At 40.5% G+C, this 15,411-nt stretch carries 17 protein-coding genes; 2 read left to right on the top strand and 15 right to left on the bottom strand.

The annotated features are described in order from the left end of the window. Window positions 1-188: 188 nt before the first annotated feature. Window positions 189-911 carry an RNA polymerase sporulation sigma factor SigK gene (gene sigK / locus JFU50_RS18390; protein WP_053347035.1) on the bottom strand — a complete coding sequence of 241 codons (723 nt, stop codon included), beginning with the start codon at window positions 909-911 and terminating at the stop codon, window positions 189-191. Window positions 912-1,103: 192 nt separating this feature from the next. Here sigK and JFU50_RS18385 point away from each other — a divergent pair, with 192 nt between their 5' ends. Beyond that, window positions 1,104-1,295, top strand: a complete 192-nt coding sequence (locus JFU50_RS18385) for a hypothetical protein (protein ID WP_201185880.1) — start codon at window positions 1,104-1,106, stop codon at window positions 1,293-1,295. Between the two features lie 403 nt (window positions 1,296-1,698). Here JFU50_RS18385 and JFU50_RS18380 read toward each other — a convergent pair whose 3' ends face one another. From JFU50_RS18380 to JFU50_RS18355, 6 genes are all read right to left on the bottom strand, one after another. After that, the gene (locus JFU50_RS18380) at window positions 1,699-1,839 is read right to left on the bottom strand and encodes a YrzI family small protein (RefSeq protein ID WP_201185881.1); all 141 of its coding nucleotides are present in this window, start codon (window positions 1,837-1,839) and stop codon (window positions 1,699-1,701) included. A gap of 515 nt (window positions 1,840-2,354) precedes the next feature. Then, entirely contained in the window at window positions 2,355-2,621 is a 267-nt protein-coding gene (locus JFU50_RS18375; RefSeq protein ID WP_053347037.1) for a YrhC family protein, read from the bottom strand. Between the two features lie 116 nt (window positions 2,622-2,737). Beyond that, window positions 2,738-3,874: a bifunctional cystathionine gamma-lyase/homocysteine desulfhydrase gene (locus JFU50_RS18370; protein WP_201223618.1), complete on the bottom strand. Its 1,137-nt coding sequence runs from the start codon at window positions 3,872-3,874 to the stop codon at window positions 2,738-2,740. 2 nt (window positions 3,875-3,876) lie between these two features. Further along, the gene (locus tag JFU50_RS18365; RefSeq protein ID WP_056528561.1) at window positions 3,877-4,800 is read right to left on the bottom strand and encodes a PLP-dependent cysteine synthase family protein; all 924 of its coding nucleotides are present in this window, start codon (window positions 4,798-4,800) and stop codon (window positions 3,877-3,879) included. A 92-nt stretch (window positions 4,801-4,892) separates the two neighbouring features. Next, a complete protein-coding gene (gene mtnN / locus JFU50_RS18360; protein ID WP_053347040.1) occupies window positions 4,893-5,588 on the bottom strand; it encodes a 5'-methylthioadenosine/S-adenosylhomocysteine nucleosidase in 696 nt (231 codons plus the stop codon). A gap of 16 nt (window positions 5,589-5,604) precedes the next feature. Beyond that, window positions 5,605-6,243 (bottom strand): class I SAM-dependent methyltransferase, encoded by a 639-nt coding sequence (locus tag JFU50_RS18355; RefSeq protein ID WP_201223616.1) that lies wholly within the window; start codon window positions 6,241-6,243, stop codon window positions 5,605-5,607. Window positions 6,244-6,402: 159 nt separating this feature from the next. On the opposite strand from JFU50_RS18355, the gene JFU50_RS18350 reads away from it, so the two are divergent. Then, window positions 6,403-6,615 (top strand): DUF2536 family protein, encoded by a 213-nt coding sequence (locus tag JFU50_RS18350; protein ID WP_053347042.1) that lies wholly within the window; start codon window positions 6,403-6,405, stop codon window positions 6,613-6,615. Between the two features lie 88 nt (window positions 6,616-6,703). Here JFU50_RS18350 and JFU50_RS18345 read toward each other — a convergent pair whose 3' ends face one another. The 8 genes from JFU50_RS18345 to mltG all read right to left on the bottom strand — a co-directional run bounded on the left by JFU50_RS18345 (window position 6,704) and on the right by mltG (window position 15,196). Continuing rightward, window positions 6,704-7,459 (bottom strand): YrrS family protein, encoded by a 756-nt coding sequence (locus tag JFU50_RS18345; protein ID WP_201223614.1) that lies wholly within the window; start codon window positions 7,457-7,459, stop codon window positions 6,704-6,706. A 99-nt stretch (window positions 7,460-7,558) separates the two neighbouring features. Next, window positions 7,559-9,298 (bottom strand): peptidoglycan D,D-transpeptidase FtsI family protein, encoded by a 1,740-nt coding sequence (locus tag JFU50_RS18340; protein WP_201223612.1) that lies wholly within the window; start codon window positions 9,296-9,298, stop codon window positions 7,559-7,561. Window positions 9,299-9,459: 161 nt separating this feature from the next. Beyond that, on the bottom strand, window positions 9,460-9,936 hold the full coding sequence (gene greA / locus JFU50_RS18335) for a transcription elongation factor GreA (RefSeq protein ID WP_056528546.1): 477 nt from the start codon (window positions 9,934-9,936) through the stop codon (window positions 9,460-9,462). Between the two features lie 307 nt (window positions 9,937-10,243). After that, the gene (gene udk, locus JFU50_RS18330) at window positions 10,244-10,882 is read right to left on the bottom strand and encodes a uridine kinase (RefSeq protein ID WP_201185905.1); all 639 of its coding nucleotides are present in this window, start codon (window positions 10,880-10,882) and stop codon (window positions 10,244-10,246) included. Window position 10,883: 1 nt separating this feature from the next. Beyond that, a complete protein-coding gene (locus JFU50_RS18325) occupies window positions 10,884-12,155 on the bottom strand; it encodes a peptidase U32 family protein (RefSeq protein WP_201223610.1) in 1,272 nt (423 codons plus the stop codon). Window positions 12,156-12,187: 32 nt separating this feature from the next. Next, window positions 12,188-13,117, bottom strand: a complete 930-nt coding sequence (locus JFU50_RS18320) for a peptidase U32 family protein (protein ID WP_201223608.1) — start codon at window positions 13,115-13,117, stop codon at window positions 12,188-12,190. Further along, entirely contained in the window at window positions 13,104-13,769 is a 666-nt protein-coding gene (locus tag JFU50_RS18315) for an O-methyltransferase (protein ID WP_201185907.1), read from the bottom strand. Before JFU50_RS18315 ends, JFU50_RS18320 begins: the two co-directional genes overlap by 14 nt. A gap of 290 nt (window positions 13,770-14,059) precedes the next feature. After that, window positions 14,060-15,196, bottom strand: coding sequence for an endolytic transglycosylase MltG (gene mltG, locus JFU50_RS18310; RefSeq protein WP_446728143.1), 1,137 nt, complete (start codon window positions 15,194-15,196; stop codon window positions 14,060-14,062). Between the last annotated feature and the right edge of the window lie 215 nt (window positions 15,197-15,411).

Raw genomic sequence — 15,411 nt, 5'->3', positions numbered from 1 at the left:
TCGAGGAGTGATGAACATGTGGTTCCGCCTAATAATGATTGGTGTCTTTTCTTTAACTGCTTCACGTCTGTTCCTTTCCCAAGGTATTGAGATTTATCATGCCTTTGCAGAACTATTCAGAAATAAATATTAAAACAAAAAGAGTGCGGGAAGTTTGACCGTACTCTTTTTGCTTTAAAAAATGATTTTTATCCTTTTGCTTTCTTTTCTTTCTCTTTTTCCGCTCGATAAAACTCATGGAACATCTTCATCAAGGCACGTTTTTCAATACGCGATACATAGCTACGGGAAATCCCAAGTTCTTTAGCAATTTCCCGCTGGGTTTTTTCCTTTTTTAAATCTAATCCGAACCTGCCAACAATGACTTCCTTTTCCCGTTCATCCAAAATATCAATATACTTTTTCACCTTTTCAATTTCCATATTGAGCTGAATCGTATCAATGACATCTTCTGATTCTGATTTCAACACATCAATTAAACTGATTTCGTTTCCTTCTTTATCCTGACCAATCGGGTCATGTAATGAAATATCCTTTTTCGTTTTTTTTGTTGCTCGTAAATGCATCAGGATCTCGTTCTCGATACAACGTGCTGCATATGTGGCCAGCTTCGTACCCTTTCCATCGGAATAACTTTCAATGGCCTTTATCAAGCCTATTGTCCCAATCGAAATCAGATCCTCTGTATCTTCGCCTGTATTCTCGAATTTCTTGACGATATGGGCAACAAGTCTGAGGTTATGCTCGATAAGAATGTTACGGGCATCACCATCACCCTCACCCATGAGCTTCAGGTATTTCTTTTCGTCCTGGGATGACAAGGGCTGGGGAAAAGCGTTGTTTTTTACATAGGAAACTAATAAGTAAAATTCTTTGATAATATAGCCTACAGCTGTAAGTATTCCGGGCATTGGTCTCATCCTCCCGTTTCTTTGGTTTCCCTATTCATAACTATGCAACAGTGGGCTTGTTCGTGTCTGTACCACTAAAAGAAATCATGAAAGTAAAAAAATGTCTAAAACAAGAATGGTTGAAATCCCAATCGGACAAATACAAAAATTCATATAATGATAGTGAATTTTTAGGGAGAGGGGGTTTTTACTATGGGATATAACTATGGACCATACGGGTACAACTATGGTTATCCGGGTCCAGCACCTTATTATGGAGGAGGATGTTACGGGTTTGGGTATGGCCTATTTATTGTCCTCTTGATTTTATTGCTCATATTCGGCTTTTGGTGGCTGCCGGGATGTGGGTTTGGAGACGGTGGACTCGGTCCCTGCTGCTGTTAAAAGCATATAAAAAACTCGGCTGAAATGCCGAGTTTTCTACTTTACATTATTACTTCAAACTGTGAAGCGGCTGATCGGCATCGACGGAAACATTTACAGCGATTACAGTTCCGATGACAGTAGTAAAAATAAGGATCATTACCATTGAGAACATCAAGAATCACTCCCCATATCTAACTTATCTTCAATTTATCATGTTTCCGCTGCTCTTAACCGTTGCTTATTTGAACAATTTACATACAAACAATGGCAATACTGTGAAAGGTAAACAAATCCATTAGCCGGTATCCTTCTCATTCCAATAACAATACTTATCTCCTTTTATATAAACCAATTTAATCATATTTACCTCCACCTTTCCTAAAATTTATAAATCCTAACGGATAACCGTACATATCAAGTCTTAGAAAAAAGGACGATGCTTCATTGCATTGTTTAAGTGCTCTTCACGAAGCTTGTTAATTCTCTCCTGTTGCAAACATTCTTCAGCAGTCATTTTTTTCATTTTTATTGTGATTGTAAAAAATAGCATATTCAGTGTCATAATATCACCTCCTTTAAGGGAGCGGCTTACCAAAAAAGGCATAAAAAGGCCGCAGAAAGTTACTTCCTCCTGCGGGATTTTTAAGAGAATATAAAAAGACCGCAGGATAAAAGACTTCTCCCTGCGGCCGCTATGTCTGAATGATTAATAAAGCCAAAATTGCTTTAGAAATATTCCGCTTGGCACAGGTCGAATAGTATGTGATTGTTATTTGAAACAGTCCAGCCAATCTGATTAGTGATAGATCCTTGTAGATACAATTTCATTTTCATCGACCTCCTTTGGAATATTTTTTATTACCTGGTAAGTATATCCACAAATGGCATTTTTGTAAACGGCTTTTGCCTATTTTTTTGAAAGTTCTTTCTTTTTTCCTATTTTTATTAGAAATTCACAGCTAAGGGAGGAAATTAGTATGAAAAAGCAGCCCTATCCTGTTATTGATTTTCTCTAGATGTTTGAAAAACAAAAAAGCCTGATTCTCCGTCAACATCTACGAAGAATCAGGCTTGCTTTTATTGTTTTAAAGAGTCATGGTCATCCATTTCTGCCAAGATCTTTTTATATTTATTAGATAATCTGAAAAATAGAATAGACATACCGAGGAACAAAATTGTGGCTCCCATATAGACATTCGTGGAAACCATCGTTTTTTCAACAGAAGGGAGTATGGTTCCTAAATAGAAGAACGATCCCACACATAGCAAGGTAATCGCAAATTGTTTAAAATCCGTCTTTTTTGAGCGTAGGACTGCAGCCGTTTGTTTTTTACGATTTTTCATGCCATTTCCACCTTCTTTCAAGCTAGTAAGTAATCGATATCTCATTCTACCATATTTATTCCAAATGCTACGGTGTAAATAATGGCAGTTAGCTTTAAAGCGGTCCCTCTTCCGATTTACCCTTTTAGCGCTTGTTCCAAGTCTTCCAATAAGTCTTCAACGTCTTCCAGACCAACGGATATTCGAATCAACCCATCTGTTATCCCAAGCTCTGCACGGCGCTCGGCTGGAATCGAGGCATGTGTCATCCTGGCTGGAACCGAAATTAAGCTCTCCACTGCCCCTAGACTTTCAGCCAGCGTGAAGTATTTCACTTTATTCAAAACGGATTCGGCTTTTTCGGCACTGCCGACATCGAATGAAACCATGCCGCCGAAGCCACGCGATTGTTCTTTAGCAATATCATGGTTAGGATGGTCTTCAAGTCCTGGGTAATAAATTTTCGAAACGGCTTTATGCCCGGATAAGAAACGAACGATTTGGGAGGTGTTTTTTTCATGTTCTTCCATCCTGATTCCAAGCGTTTTAATGCCGCGCATCAGCAGCCATGAATCTTGAGGCCCTAGCACGCCTCCTGTGGAGTTTTGGATGAAATGAAGGTCCTCGCCAAGTTTTTCATCATTCACCACGACAAGACCCGCTACAACATCGCTGTGCCCCCCTAAGTACTTCGTAGCGCTATGAAGCACGATATCAGCACCAAGTGTAAGTGGATTTTGCCAATATGGCGTACTGAAGGTATTATCCACAACAGTGAGGATACCGTTTTCTTTAGCGATTTTTGAAACCGCCTCTAGATCAGTGATCTTCAATAATGGATTCGTCGGGGTTTCAATGAACAGTGCCTTTGTATTGTCTTTGATCTCGTTTTGGATCGAATGTATGTCACTCGTATCGATGAACGTAGCTTCCACCCCGAAGCGGTTCAGCACTTTTGTCATCACTCGGAAAGAGCCTCCATAAACGTCATCCGTCAATAAAACGTGATCACCTTGACTCAGCAGCATCATAACCGCCGTTATCGCTGCCATTCCTGAACCGAAGGCGAATCCTCTTTTTCCTTCTTCAAGATCCTTGATCAATTCCTCAAGGGCATGGCGGGTTGGGTTGCCTGTACGTGAATATTCATATCCTCGATCTTTCCCCAGACCATCCTGTTTATAAGTGCTCACTTGATAAATCGGCACCGACACCGCTCCCGTTTTTTCATCACCAAAAATACCGCCATGGATCATTTGTGTTTTTTTCCTCATTTTCAAAGACCTCCCTGATAAATGTTTTTGCTTAAGTACCGTTCACTGGAATCCGGAAATATCACAACGATATTCGAACCCGGGGTAGCTTTAGCTGCTTCTTTCAATGCCGCTGCAAATGCCGAGCCAGAAGAACTTCCAACAAGAAGTCCTTCTTTAAGCGCCAATTCCTTCACCATATGGAACGCCTCATCGTCGCTTATCGTATGAATCTGATCAAAGTACGTTTCATCCATATAGCTTGGTAAAAATTCCATCCCGATCCCCTCTGTTTTATGGGGACCAGCTTTGCCTCCGTTTATAATAGATCCTTCCGGTTCGACAATGACCGTTTTGACCGCAGGATTTTTTTCTTTTAAATAACGCGATGTACCCATGAAAGTGCCCCCTGTTCCCGCACCGGCAACAAACACATCCACATTGCCAGCCAGCTGCTCCCAAATTTCAGGTCCCAATGTTTTATAATAGGCATCCGGATTGGATGGGTTGGAAAACTGCTCTGGACAATAGGATCCTGGAATTTCATCCAGCAGCGCCTTCGCTTTGCGGATTGCACCTAGCATTCCTTCCTCTGTCGGGGTCTGGACCACTTTTGCTCCAAGGGCACGCATCAGTTCCTGTTTCTCGGCGCTGAATTTCTCGGGTACACAAAATATTACATCAACACCACTGTTTATCGCAGCAAGGGCTAGGCCAATCCCCGTATTCCCTGCAGTCGGTTCAATGATGGTTCCGCCCTTTTTCACATTCCCTGACTGTAATGCTTGCGCCAAAAGTTCCTGGCCAAGCCGATCTTTCACGCTGCCGCCAGGGTTAAAGTATTCCAGCTTGGCAAAGATCCGGACTTGATCCGGAAGAGGGAAGTGGGTGATTTCCATTATCGGGGTCTCCCCAATCAATTCATGAATATTTTGATAGAACTTCATAATCGGACATCCTTTCATAGTTATCCTACCAATTTAGTGTGTTATATGCAAGAAATAATCAGCGGAAAAGATTCCCGCTGATCACTGGGCATTTATTTCATTTTTTCAACCATTTTTAAAATCAAAGCGGATGAATGAAGCGCCGCCGTTTCTAAGAACTTATCAAAGGATATATTCGACTCCTTGCCAGCGATATCTGAAAGGGAACGAATGATAACAAACGGTGTTTGGAATTGGTGTGCTACCTGAGCAATAGCTGCCGCTTCCATTTCCACCGCGTATAAATCTGTAAATTTCCCTCTGACGAATTCAACCCGAACAGGATCATTCATGAAAGAATCTCCCGTCACGATCAAACCTTTCGCCACTTGAATATCTTCAATTTCTTTCGCCGCTTCTTCTGCGATAGCAAAAAGCTTCTCGTCCGGGATAAATGCTGCTGGCAATTGCGGTACTTGACCGTATTCATAGCCAAAGATTGTCACGTCAACATCATGGTGGCGCACTTCTGTTGAAATGACCACATCCCCGACATTAAGCGCTGGATGATAACCTCCTGCAGATCCTGTATTAATGACCGCATCCGGTTTGAATTTTTCTAAAAGAATGGTTGTGGACATCGCAGCATTCACTTTACCGATTCCCGATTTAAGTAAAATGACCTCAATTCCGTTCAGTGTCCCTGTGTTGAATTCGGATCCGGCAATCGTAACCTGCTCCAAACCTTCCAATTTATCACGTAAAATCGTAACTTCTTCTTCCATTGCTCCGATTATGGCTACCTTCATTAGTAAAAACCTCTTCCTATAATTTTTCAGCCTCCATAATCCAGACAAATTGATTGCAGCGCTCAAAGTTCACTTTAAATCCATGTGTTTCAAGTGCTTTTTCTAAAAAAGGAATGGTCGTATAATATTCCGTTTGCAAATCGTTTGCCAAATTATGAAAGCCTGCATGCTTTGCATCTTGAATCGCTTGTTCATGCGCGTCTCTCGATTGATACATTGTATCCGCAAACACTATTTTACCACCTGTATTCAGTAACTTTCCATAGTTCGCTATAGCTTTTTCTTTTTCTTCATCGGTTAAATGGTGAAAAGCGTACGTACTCACAATCGAATCTACTTGTTTAGGCTCCGGAAAATCCATAAAATCACCATCGATAATTTCTGTTTTTCCCCTTAACTTGCTAACCGCTACTTCCCTCATTGCTGGTGACGGCTCAATTCCAGACACCATAAGACCTTTCTTCAGCAGCCTTGCCGTTAAATTCCCGGTCCCTACCCCAAACTCCAGCACATGACCGTGAGCCCGACTCGTGACGCTGTCTAATATGTTGTCATAATGTTTAAAAACCTCTTGATATTCAATATCGTGTCCACCGACGGTATCATCATACGATTTCGACCATTCCTCAAATAACTCTACAAATTCTCTGCCCATTTTAATCACCTTTTTATGATAAGATAATAAAACCTATAAGCATAATATGAAATGAATCTAAGAACAGTTCTTATTTTTTAGGCAAATCTATCATTCAAGTTCAGATTCAATTCATTTGGTGTTAAACTAACACTATTAAAACGTTGGAGGAATACAGAAATGAATTTTCAACTTGACTTAAACTTATTCGAAGATAAAATTGAATTTTTTGAAGCAGAAAGCATCAAGAACCTAGAAGAAAAAATCCAATCACAAATCGAAATCAATAAAGCGATCATGCTTCAAGTCCACTCCGTATCGCACCAAATGTATGTCAGTGAAGAGGGCAGAAGATTTTACAGTGCAGTCGTTCACTTTAAAGCCAAAAAGTAATCTTTATTATCAATGAAAAACCCCCGAAAAGAGGCATTCTTTTCGGGGGTTTTTCATTTTGAAGATATATTCATATAAACTCTGACTTTTATTTCTTATCGTTCGTCTTCAATTCTTCAACCTTTACGGGCTTCCAACCTGATCCGTCTACCCATTCAATATAAACGCGGAAGGTTTTAGGGTTGTCCCCTTCTGATACGGTACCGATTGCAGTGTTAGATGATCCGCCGTTTTGAAGCCACCACAGTCTCATGTTACCTTGGTCAATACCTGCTCCATGAGCAATAGCTTTACTCATTTCATTCCAATCAACAGAGTTCTTTTGAAAGCTTGTTGTGTGTTCACCGGATTGCTCTGTGCCAACTGGTTTCCAGCTCTCGCTCTTGTATGTTGTCGCGACATTGCCATCTCCGCTTCCTTCCACTTCGACAAGCTTAGCGTCCTCTGCTTTATCTGTGTCTGTATCTGGATTTGTGTCTGTTTCTGTATCTGGATTTGTGTTTGTGTCTGTGTCTGTGTTTGTGTCTTTATTTGCGTCTGTATCTGTGCCATCTTCAGTATTTTCTTCTGTACCTTCTTCAGTTGCTTTGCTATCTTCGTCTTCATCTTCCTTAGTCAAATCAGTATCTTCTTCTTTGCCAGCAGGTTTATCCACTTTCTTTTTCGCATCTTTTTCAACGGTCTGCTTTGGTTCAGTTGTAGCTTTTTCTGTATCAGTGCCATCATCACTTAAGAAAATAGAGACGGCGACAATGACAATAAGAATCGAGACAACGGTGATTGCGATATTATATATTTTATTTACTTTTCTTTTTTGATCTCTCTGATTGTATCTTGAGCCCAAGGTCCATTCCTCCCTTACCATTTCGTCCTGCCTCATTTTAACATGATTTGGCTAGAGATAGAAGGGAAGGCTTTCCTAGACTTTTCGTCAATTCTTGCACTAGTCCTGGTTCTTGGAGTACATAACTTTTACAATATCTGAAAAAAGAGGCGTCATGCTGGCACTATCTTCTTTCGTTTCAAAACTGACTGTAACCAATGCATATTTAGGATTTTTATAAGGGAAATAGCCTGCAAACCATTTATTGAGCTCCCCTTTTTCAGTTTTCGTCTGCGCTGTTCCAGACTTGCCTGCGACCTCTACAGGCAAATCCTTCAAGGAAGCGCCAGTCCCTTTCTCTTCGGTTACGACTTTCCGTAAAAGATGCTGCAGCTTCATTGTTGTATAGGGAGAAAGGGAATTTCCATCCATACTTTTATTTGGAAAGCTTACAACGGTCGTACTGTTGTTAAATTCAACCTTTGACACGGCTTTAACCTGTTCTTTCTTACCGCCGCGGGCAATCGTCGCCATCATGTTGGCTATTGCAAGCGGTGTCGTTTGGACATCCTTCTGACCAATTGCTGTTTGGGCAATCATTTTAGGGTCCTTTTTTAAATCGTCATCATGCCAGACCTTCCCTTGTTGTTCATGATACAGTTGAGTAACTGCTGTATGATACACATCTCCCTGCCATCCTGATTCGCCGGTTAAGCCTAACATTTTCGCATATTTATCCAGATAGTCAGGATCTTTCACAGCGATTTCCTGTGACAACTCAGCAAATGTCCTGTTACAGCTTTGAGCAAAGCTGTTTTCAAAATTAAGCATGCCCAGATCCCTCTGTTTATCTGTTTTTCCGTCAATCGTCAAATTACAATTGAATGTTCTTGTAGGACTAGCTGCTTCATAATCAATTGCAGCTGCAGCTGTGACCGTTTTGAAAACGGAACCTGGCGTTTTTTGAGTTAGCATCATATTGATGGCTCCTTCGCCATTCGGATCCTTTATATCAAGTGCTGGACGTGATACCATGGCTACGATCTCACTTTTTTCTATATCAATCAGTACGAGACCCCCTTTTTTTATTCCGCGTTCGTCAACAAGCTTCTCCGCTTTTTCCTGGATTTCTTTATCAATCGTTGTTACAACCTTCACTGGGTAGAGCGGGTTTGCAGGTTCTACGTATTTTACATCCACACCGAACATTGGACCGCCAGTGGCATCTACATGAAAAACGAGTTTTGATTCTCCTGCTGAAAGCAAGAATTCGTCAAAGGTTCTTTGCAGTCCAGTATTGCCGATCTTCGTTTCGGCAGCTAGTTCCACATCCGGGTAACGCTTTTTCTTTTCGGCATCTGATATATTCGTCGTGCCAATCAATTGCGCTGCCGGAGTTTGATCGTGATATAGCTTTTCTTTCACAGCAAAAACCCCAGGGATCTTCATTTCATTGATAGCCTTCGATTGGCTGGCCGTTAACTCAATCGGTTTATCTCCGCCAAAAACAAATGGTTCATCCGATTCCGCAATTGCCCTTTTCAACTCCGATTCCGGTCTGCCGATAATCGAGGCAATTTCTTCTATAGGCCATGTCATTTTGTTCAAAAACGGAAACAGCACAAGGGTTGGAATCTCTTCATGGGCAAGCGGCTCTCCATTTCTATCATAAAACTTCCCCCGTCCATCATCAATCTTTAAAATCTGCGACCGCTGGTTTACACTTGCTTCTATTAAATTCACATCATGTTTAGAGAAAGATTCTGTCGATACAAGTTGGATGTAGGCAAGCCTGCCTATAAGCATTAGCATCAAAGTAGCCAATACAATAGCCAGCATCCTCATTCGTTTCTTTTTCATAAAAATACACCTCGTAACCATTGTTGACGAGGTGTGAATTTTTAAACAATTATGAACAAATTTAAAGTAGCTTGAATTTCTACTTTCATTCAACTTATAGAGAGACTAACATGAAACCGACAAAAAGAGGATGCCCTAAGGGGCATCCTCTTTAAATGTCATTAGCTAATAGAAACGATTTTGACGCTCATTTCGCCGCCAGGTGTCATAATCGAAACCTTGTCGCCGACTCTTTTTCCAATTAAGCTTTTGGCAATTGGTGAATCATTTGAAATTTTCCCTTCGAATGGGTCCGCTTCAACGCTACCCACGATAGAATAGGTTTCTTCGTCACCGTTTGGAAGTTCTACAAACGTTACAGACTTTCCAAGTGAAACTGTATCTGTATTCGAATCATTGCCTTCAATGATTTTTGCATTACGAATCATGTTTTCGATTGTAGTAATACGCCCTTCAACAAATGCCTGCTCTTCTTTTGCGGAATCGTACTCTGAGTTCTCAGAAAGATCTCCAAAACTGCGGGCGATTTTAATTCTCTCTACAACTTCTTTTCGTTTAACTGTTTTTAATTGTTCCAGTTCCTGTTCAAGCTTTAACTTACCTTCTTTAGTCATTGGATATTCTTTTTCAATTGCCAAAACCCTTCACTCCTTCTAATTCTTTACAGCAAGCATTCGCTGTGACAAGTTTATGTACTATATAGTTCTTAACCCTAAAACTTGAATCAGATTTATAAGTGCACGCCTTTAATAAAGCACACGCTTTGATACTAAGAAACAAACTGTTCCTTAGTATATAAACCGACTGCATTGAGCAGCCGGTTCGTTCTGTATCAAGAATAGAGTATTGCGTTTTCCAACATTTGTCCAGTCTTTCCCAATAAATAAATGGGATTTTTATAAAAAACGAAGGAAAATGGCACCTATCATTATTTATGCTATGTTATTACAAAAAAGACTTTTGTTCAAGGATTGTTTGAATTTTTGTCACCATAAGGTCAATCGCCACATGGTTTTGACCACCTTCAGGAATAATAATGTCCGCGTAACGTTTTGTCGGTTCGATGAACTGATTGTGCATCGGGCGAACGACACTGATGTATTGATCGATGACAGAATCTATGGAACGGCCGCGTTCTTTAATATCTCGCGTCATTCGGCGAAGTATCCGCAAGTCTGCATCAGTATCTACATAGAGCTTCATATCCATCAAATTTCGAAGGCGCTCATCTTCCAGCACCAGAATCCCCTCAAGAATGATAACATCCTGTGGTTCAACGGTGATGACTTCATCTGAACGTGTATGAATCGAATAATCATAAACAGGCTTTTCTATCGTTTCATAGCTTAGCAACGCATTAAGATGCTCGATTAACAAATCATTGTCAAATGCGAGCGGATGATCATAATTTGTTTTCAATCGTTCTTCAAACGGCAGATGGCTCTGATCTTTATAATAATAATCTTGTTCGATCATCAAGATTGAATGCCCTTGAAAGAATTCAAAAATTGAACGGGTAACACTTGTTTTACCTGACCCTGATCCGCCGGTAACTCCGATTACTACTGGTTTTTTCCCTGTCATGTTAATTCTCCTTCCGCATCATATTGTTCACATATACTTGCTTATCTACTTGAATGCGGACAATTTGAAGCGGATGGCGTGCTGCGTCCAACTCATTACCTGACTCATCCCAGATCGTGCCAATTTTTTGAGTGAAGTTTTCGATTTCCGGTCCGAAAAATTCCACTTCATCGCCAGGCTTGAAGAAGTTACGCTGCTGCAGGGTGACGATTTGAGATTCTTCATTGTAATCAAGTACCAGTCCAGCGAAGTCGAAGCGAGTCTTTACGGTATGATTCCCGAACATTTGCTGTTTATACCCAGGAATTTCTCCCTCCATGAACGCTGATGCTGTCTCGCGGTTCGCACATTTGTCCAACTCTTCCAACCATTCTTGCTTAATCTTGAAATTATCCGGATCGGCACAATACGCATCAATCACCTTACGATAGACACTGACTACTGTAGCGATATAATGAATGGACTTCATCCGGCCTTCGACTTTTAAGCTATCAATGCCAATTTCAATCATGCCAGGCAAAGATTCAATCAATTTCAAGTCTTTCGGACTCATTGCGAATGGAGCATCTTCTTTATCAAATAAAGCTTTTTCCCCGTCTTGATTTAATTCATATAAATCATAATCCCAACGGCAAGACTGACAACAGCCGCCTCGGTTCGAATCACGTGCAGTCATATGGTTTGAAAGGGTACAGCGACCAGAATAGGCAATACACATTGCACCGTGAACGAACGCTTCGATCTCAATATCGACTTTCTCCTTCATTTCACGGATTTCCTCAGCACTTGTCTCACGTGCTAAAACAACACGCTCCAGACCTTCCTCTTTCCAGTACTGAACAGCCTTCCAATTCGACAACGACTGCTGTGTGCTTAAATGGATTTCAACGTTAGGAGCAACCCGCTTACAAGTTTCAATGATTAATGGATCAGCAACGATAATTCCATGAACTCCGGCATCCTGAAGGCCTTCCAGATATTCTTCAAGTCCATCGATATTTTCATTATGAGCGAAGATATTCGTAGTCACATATACTTTAGCACCATATTTTTTAGCGAATTCGACGCCTTCCTTAATTTCCTCAAAAGTGAAGTTACCGGCATTTGAACGAAGTCCGTATTCCTGTCCGCCAATAAACACAGCATCTGCGCCATAATGGACAGCTATTTTTAATTTTTCCAGGTTGCCAGCGGGAGCCAGCAATTCTGGTTTTTTAACAATGACTCTCTTTCCATCAACTATTTTGGAAATTTTATTAGCAATAGCATTCAAGGCTATTCCTCCTCTTTCTCTTACCCTTTTCTTTAATAAACCGATTCTTTAAAGAAGAATCCTGTATCCAACTCACGGTTTTCCGGCTGAATCGCTTTAACTTTTTCATATAGTTCTGTTTTCATATCATCATAACGGTCCGTATCTTCTACACATACATCAATCGCTTCACGATATAATTTTGTTATTTCTACGATATACTCAGGAGTTTGTAACACCCCTTCAATTTTCAAAGAATCAATATCCGCTTCAATTAATTCCTGAAGTTCATCAATCATGCACATATCGTTCGGACTCATGATATGCGTTCCATTTTCGTCTTCATAAATCGGATATTTATTTTCACGTTCCTTGTCATGCAGGAACATACTTTTTTGTTCCTTCCGATTTTCCACTTCTAACGCTTTGCCTTGGTATTCGAAATAGTTACCTAGCAGTGTGCGCTTCGATTGGAACATGCACGTCATGCCATGGACCTGCACTTCAATCTCGACTTCGGCATTTTCCTTCATTTCAACAATTTCGTCCAAACTTATTTCACGAGCAGCCAAGGCACGGACAGCACCGCGTTTCCCCCAATAATTACACGTGTACCAGTTCGTTACAGTCATCTCTGTATTCCAGTGCAACGGCATATCCGGCGCTACAGCTCGAACGGCCATTAGGACAGCTGGATCTCCGAAGATAATCCGGTCGGCCCCTGCTTCCTTAAGGAAAACGACATATTCTTCAAGCTCGTCCACTTTTTCATTATGAAAAATAGCATTCATAGACACGTATACTTTTTTACCTGCTGCATGTGCAAGTTCAATTGCTTTCTTGACGTCATCACGTTTGAACTCCCCTGCTAGACGAAGCGCATAACGTTGTTCCCCGATAACGAATGCATCAGCACCCGCATCGATAAGCGCTGTAATATGAGTGACACTTGTCGGAGTCACGAGTAATTCAGGCTTTTTCATTTTTGTCACCTCTATGTTTACTTATGGCCACACCATCACCAATCGGCAGAATTACTGTATCGTAATGTGGATGGTTGTGTAACCAATTGTTAAAGTCTCTAATTTTTTTTATAAGAGCACGTTTTCGTCTCGTCATTTCCATTTCTTCTATGTTTTCAGCAACCAAGCCTTTAAATAATACATTATCAGTAATAATAATGCCAGCATCCTTCAGGAATGGCTCAAACAGCTCAAAGAAGCGCTTGTACTGCCCTTTAGCTGCATCAACAAAGATGATATCAAACGGACCATGTTCTTTTACTAGCGGCCCTGCTTCAAGGGCATCCCCTTCAATAAGGGTAATCCGTTCCAAAAGGTCAGCCTTAGCAAAATTAGCTCTCGCTTGTTGAATTCTAGCTTCATTCCGTTCAAGTGTGACGATACGTGCTTCTGGCAAGGTTTCAGCCATTCTTATAGCCGAATAGCCAATCGCTGAACCAACTTCCAATATCGCCTGCGGTTGATGAAGCCTCAAAATCTGGAGTAGCACCTCTATACCTTCCGGCTCCATGATCGGCACATTATTTTCCAGTGCAAAATCCTCTAACTCCTTAATTAAACCCGTACGTTCCGGGATTAAGGAATGAAGATATTGTTCTATTTTTCCGTTCAAGACATTTCCTCCAATAATAAGAAAAACGAAAGCGCTTTGGTTGGTTCAAGCAGAAGATGGGCTGGACCGAAAGATAATCAGTACCTTTCAAGTGCCATCATCTTTACACAACATGCTGAAACCAGTATGCTTGACGATCTATATTTCCTTATCTTTCAAAATAAAACCCGGCAATCGCCGAGTTACAGTCATCGATAAAAATCGGATCTGAAATTTCACTTTTACTATTCTATCATAAAAACAAGGGGAAAGTAATATCCCTCCCCCCTAGTCGCTTTAGCTATCAGCTATTATTTATTGGTAATATGTTCTGCCTTTTTATTATTGTGATCTTCCAACGTTTTCGAATAAAGAACTTCTCCTTCAGGTGTTGCCAAGAAGTATAAGAAATCTGTCTTCTCAGGCTTTAACACCGCATCAATCGATGTCGTTCCGGCATTGGCAATCGGACCCGGCGGCAACCCTTTGTTCTTATACGTATTATACGGAGACTTCACCTCAAGGTCTTTGTATAGCACCTTACTTTTATGTGAACCTTTTGCATACAAAACGGTCGGATCCGTTTGTAGCGGCATATCTTTCTTGATACGATTATAGAAGACGGAAGCAATTTTCCCACGGTCTACCTGGGCAGTTGCCTCTTCTTCAACAAGCGAAGCAAATGTCAACATCTGGTGAACAGAATAATCTTTTTTGTTCATCTGAGTTTCATATGCCTGCAAGGTCTCTTCCGTTTTCTTCAGCATCTCAATTACTACTGCTTCTAAAGACGGTTTTTCCTCATAAAAGTCATAGGTCGCTGGGAATAGATACCCTTCAAGCGGATACAAAACATTTTTATTCTCAATCTCCGACGTTAACAGCTCCGGAAATCTCTCTTGCATGGAATTAACGAACTTCTCACTATTCAATTTCTTAAAAATTTCTTTTGGATCTTGATCCGTCTTCACGGCAATGATATCAGCAATCTGAATTAGCTGCTTTCCTTCTGGAATCGTTATTTTCATGGTCGCTTCTTTCATAAGTTTCCCGGTTTTGATGCTAGTCACAATATCTTGAATTGGCATGGATGGTGATAATTTATACTCCCCTGCCTGAAAACCGGATTCATTACGGAATTTAATATAATATTTGAATACACGGGCGTCCTTGATTATCCCCTGCTCTTCAAGCAATGTTGAAATTCCATTCACGGAAGAACCGATTGGAATCTTCACTTTCTTAATCGTGTCATCGTCAGGATCAACTGGCTTCATGGCTGAGTTGATATATAAAAAGCCAACAAGACCAACTATCCCGATTAATAAAATTAGCGAAGCTATCGTAATCATGATAATTTTACGAATAAGCCTTGCTTCTCCTTGCTGTTCTAACAATTTCATTCGAATATGTTCCTTTTTTGATAACTTATGATCTTTTTCATCCATTTTCATTCCCCCTGCAAACTCACACCAACTACATAATAGTTCCTAGAAGATGCTTTCTCTAATTAGACTTTGCTTCGAATATTATACTAAAACCAACAAATAAATACATGTTTTTTGCAAAACTACATTCGTTATTACTCTATTTATGGCAAAATCGCACTAGTTTTGTCAATATACAGGTGTTATTTAATAGGGAATTAGTGATATTTTTTAGT

This window comes from Peribacillus sp. TH14, from assembly GCF_016651145.1.
GTDB classification, from domain to species: domain Bacteria; phylum Bacillota; class Bacilli; order Bacillales; family DSM-1321; genus Peribacillus; species Peribacillus butanolivorans.
Note: the sequence above shows the minus strand (reverse complement) of the source record. Positions and strands in the feature narration are given on the sequence as shown.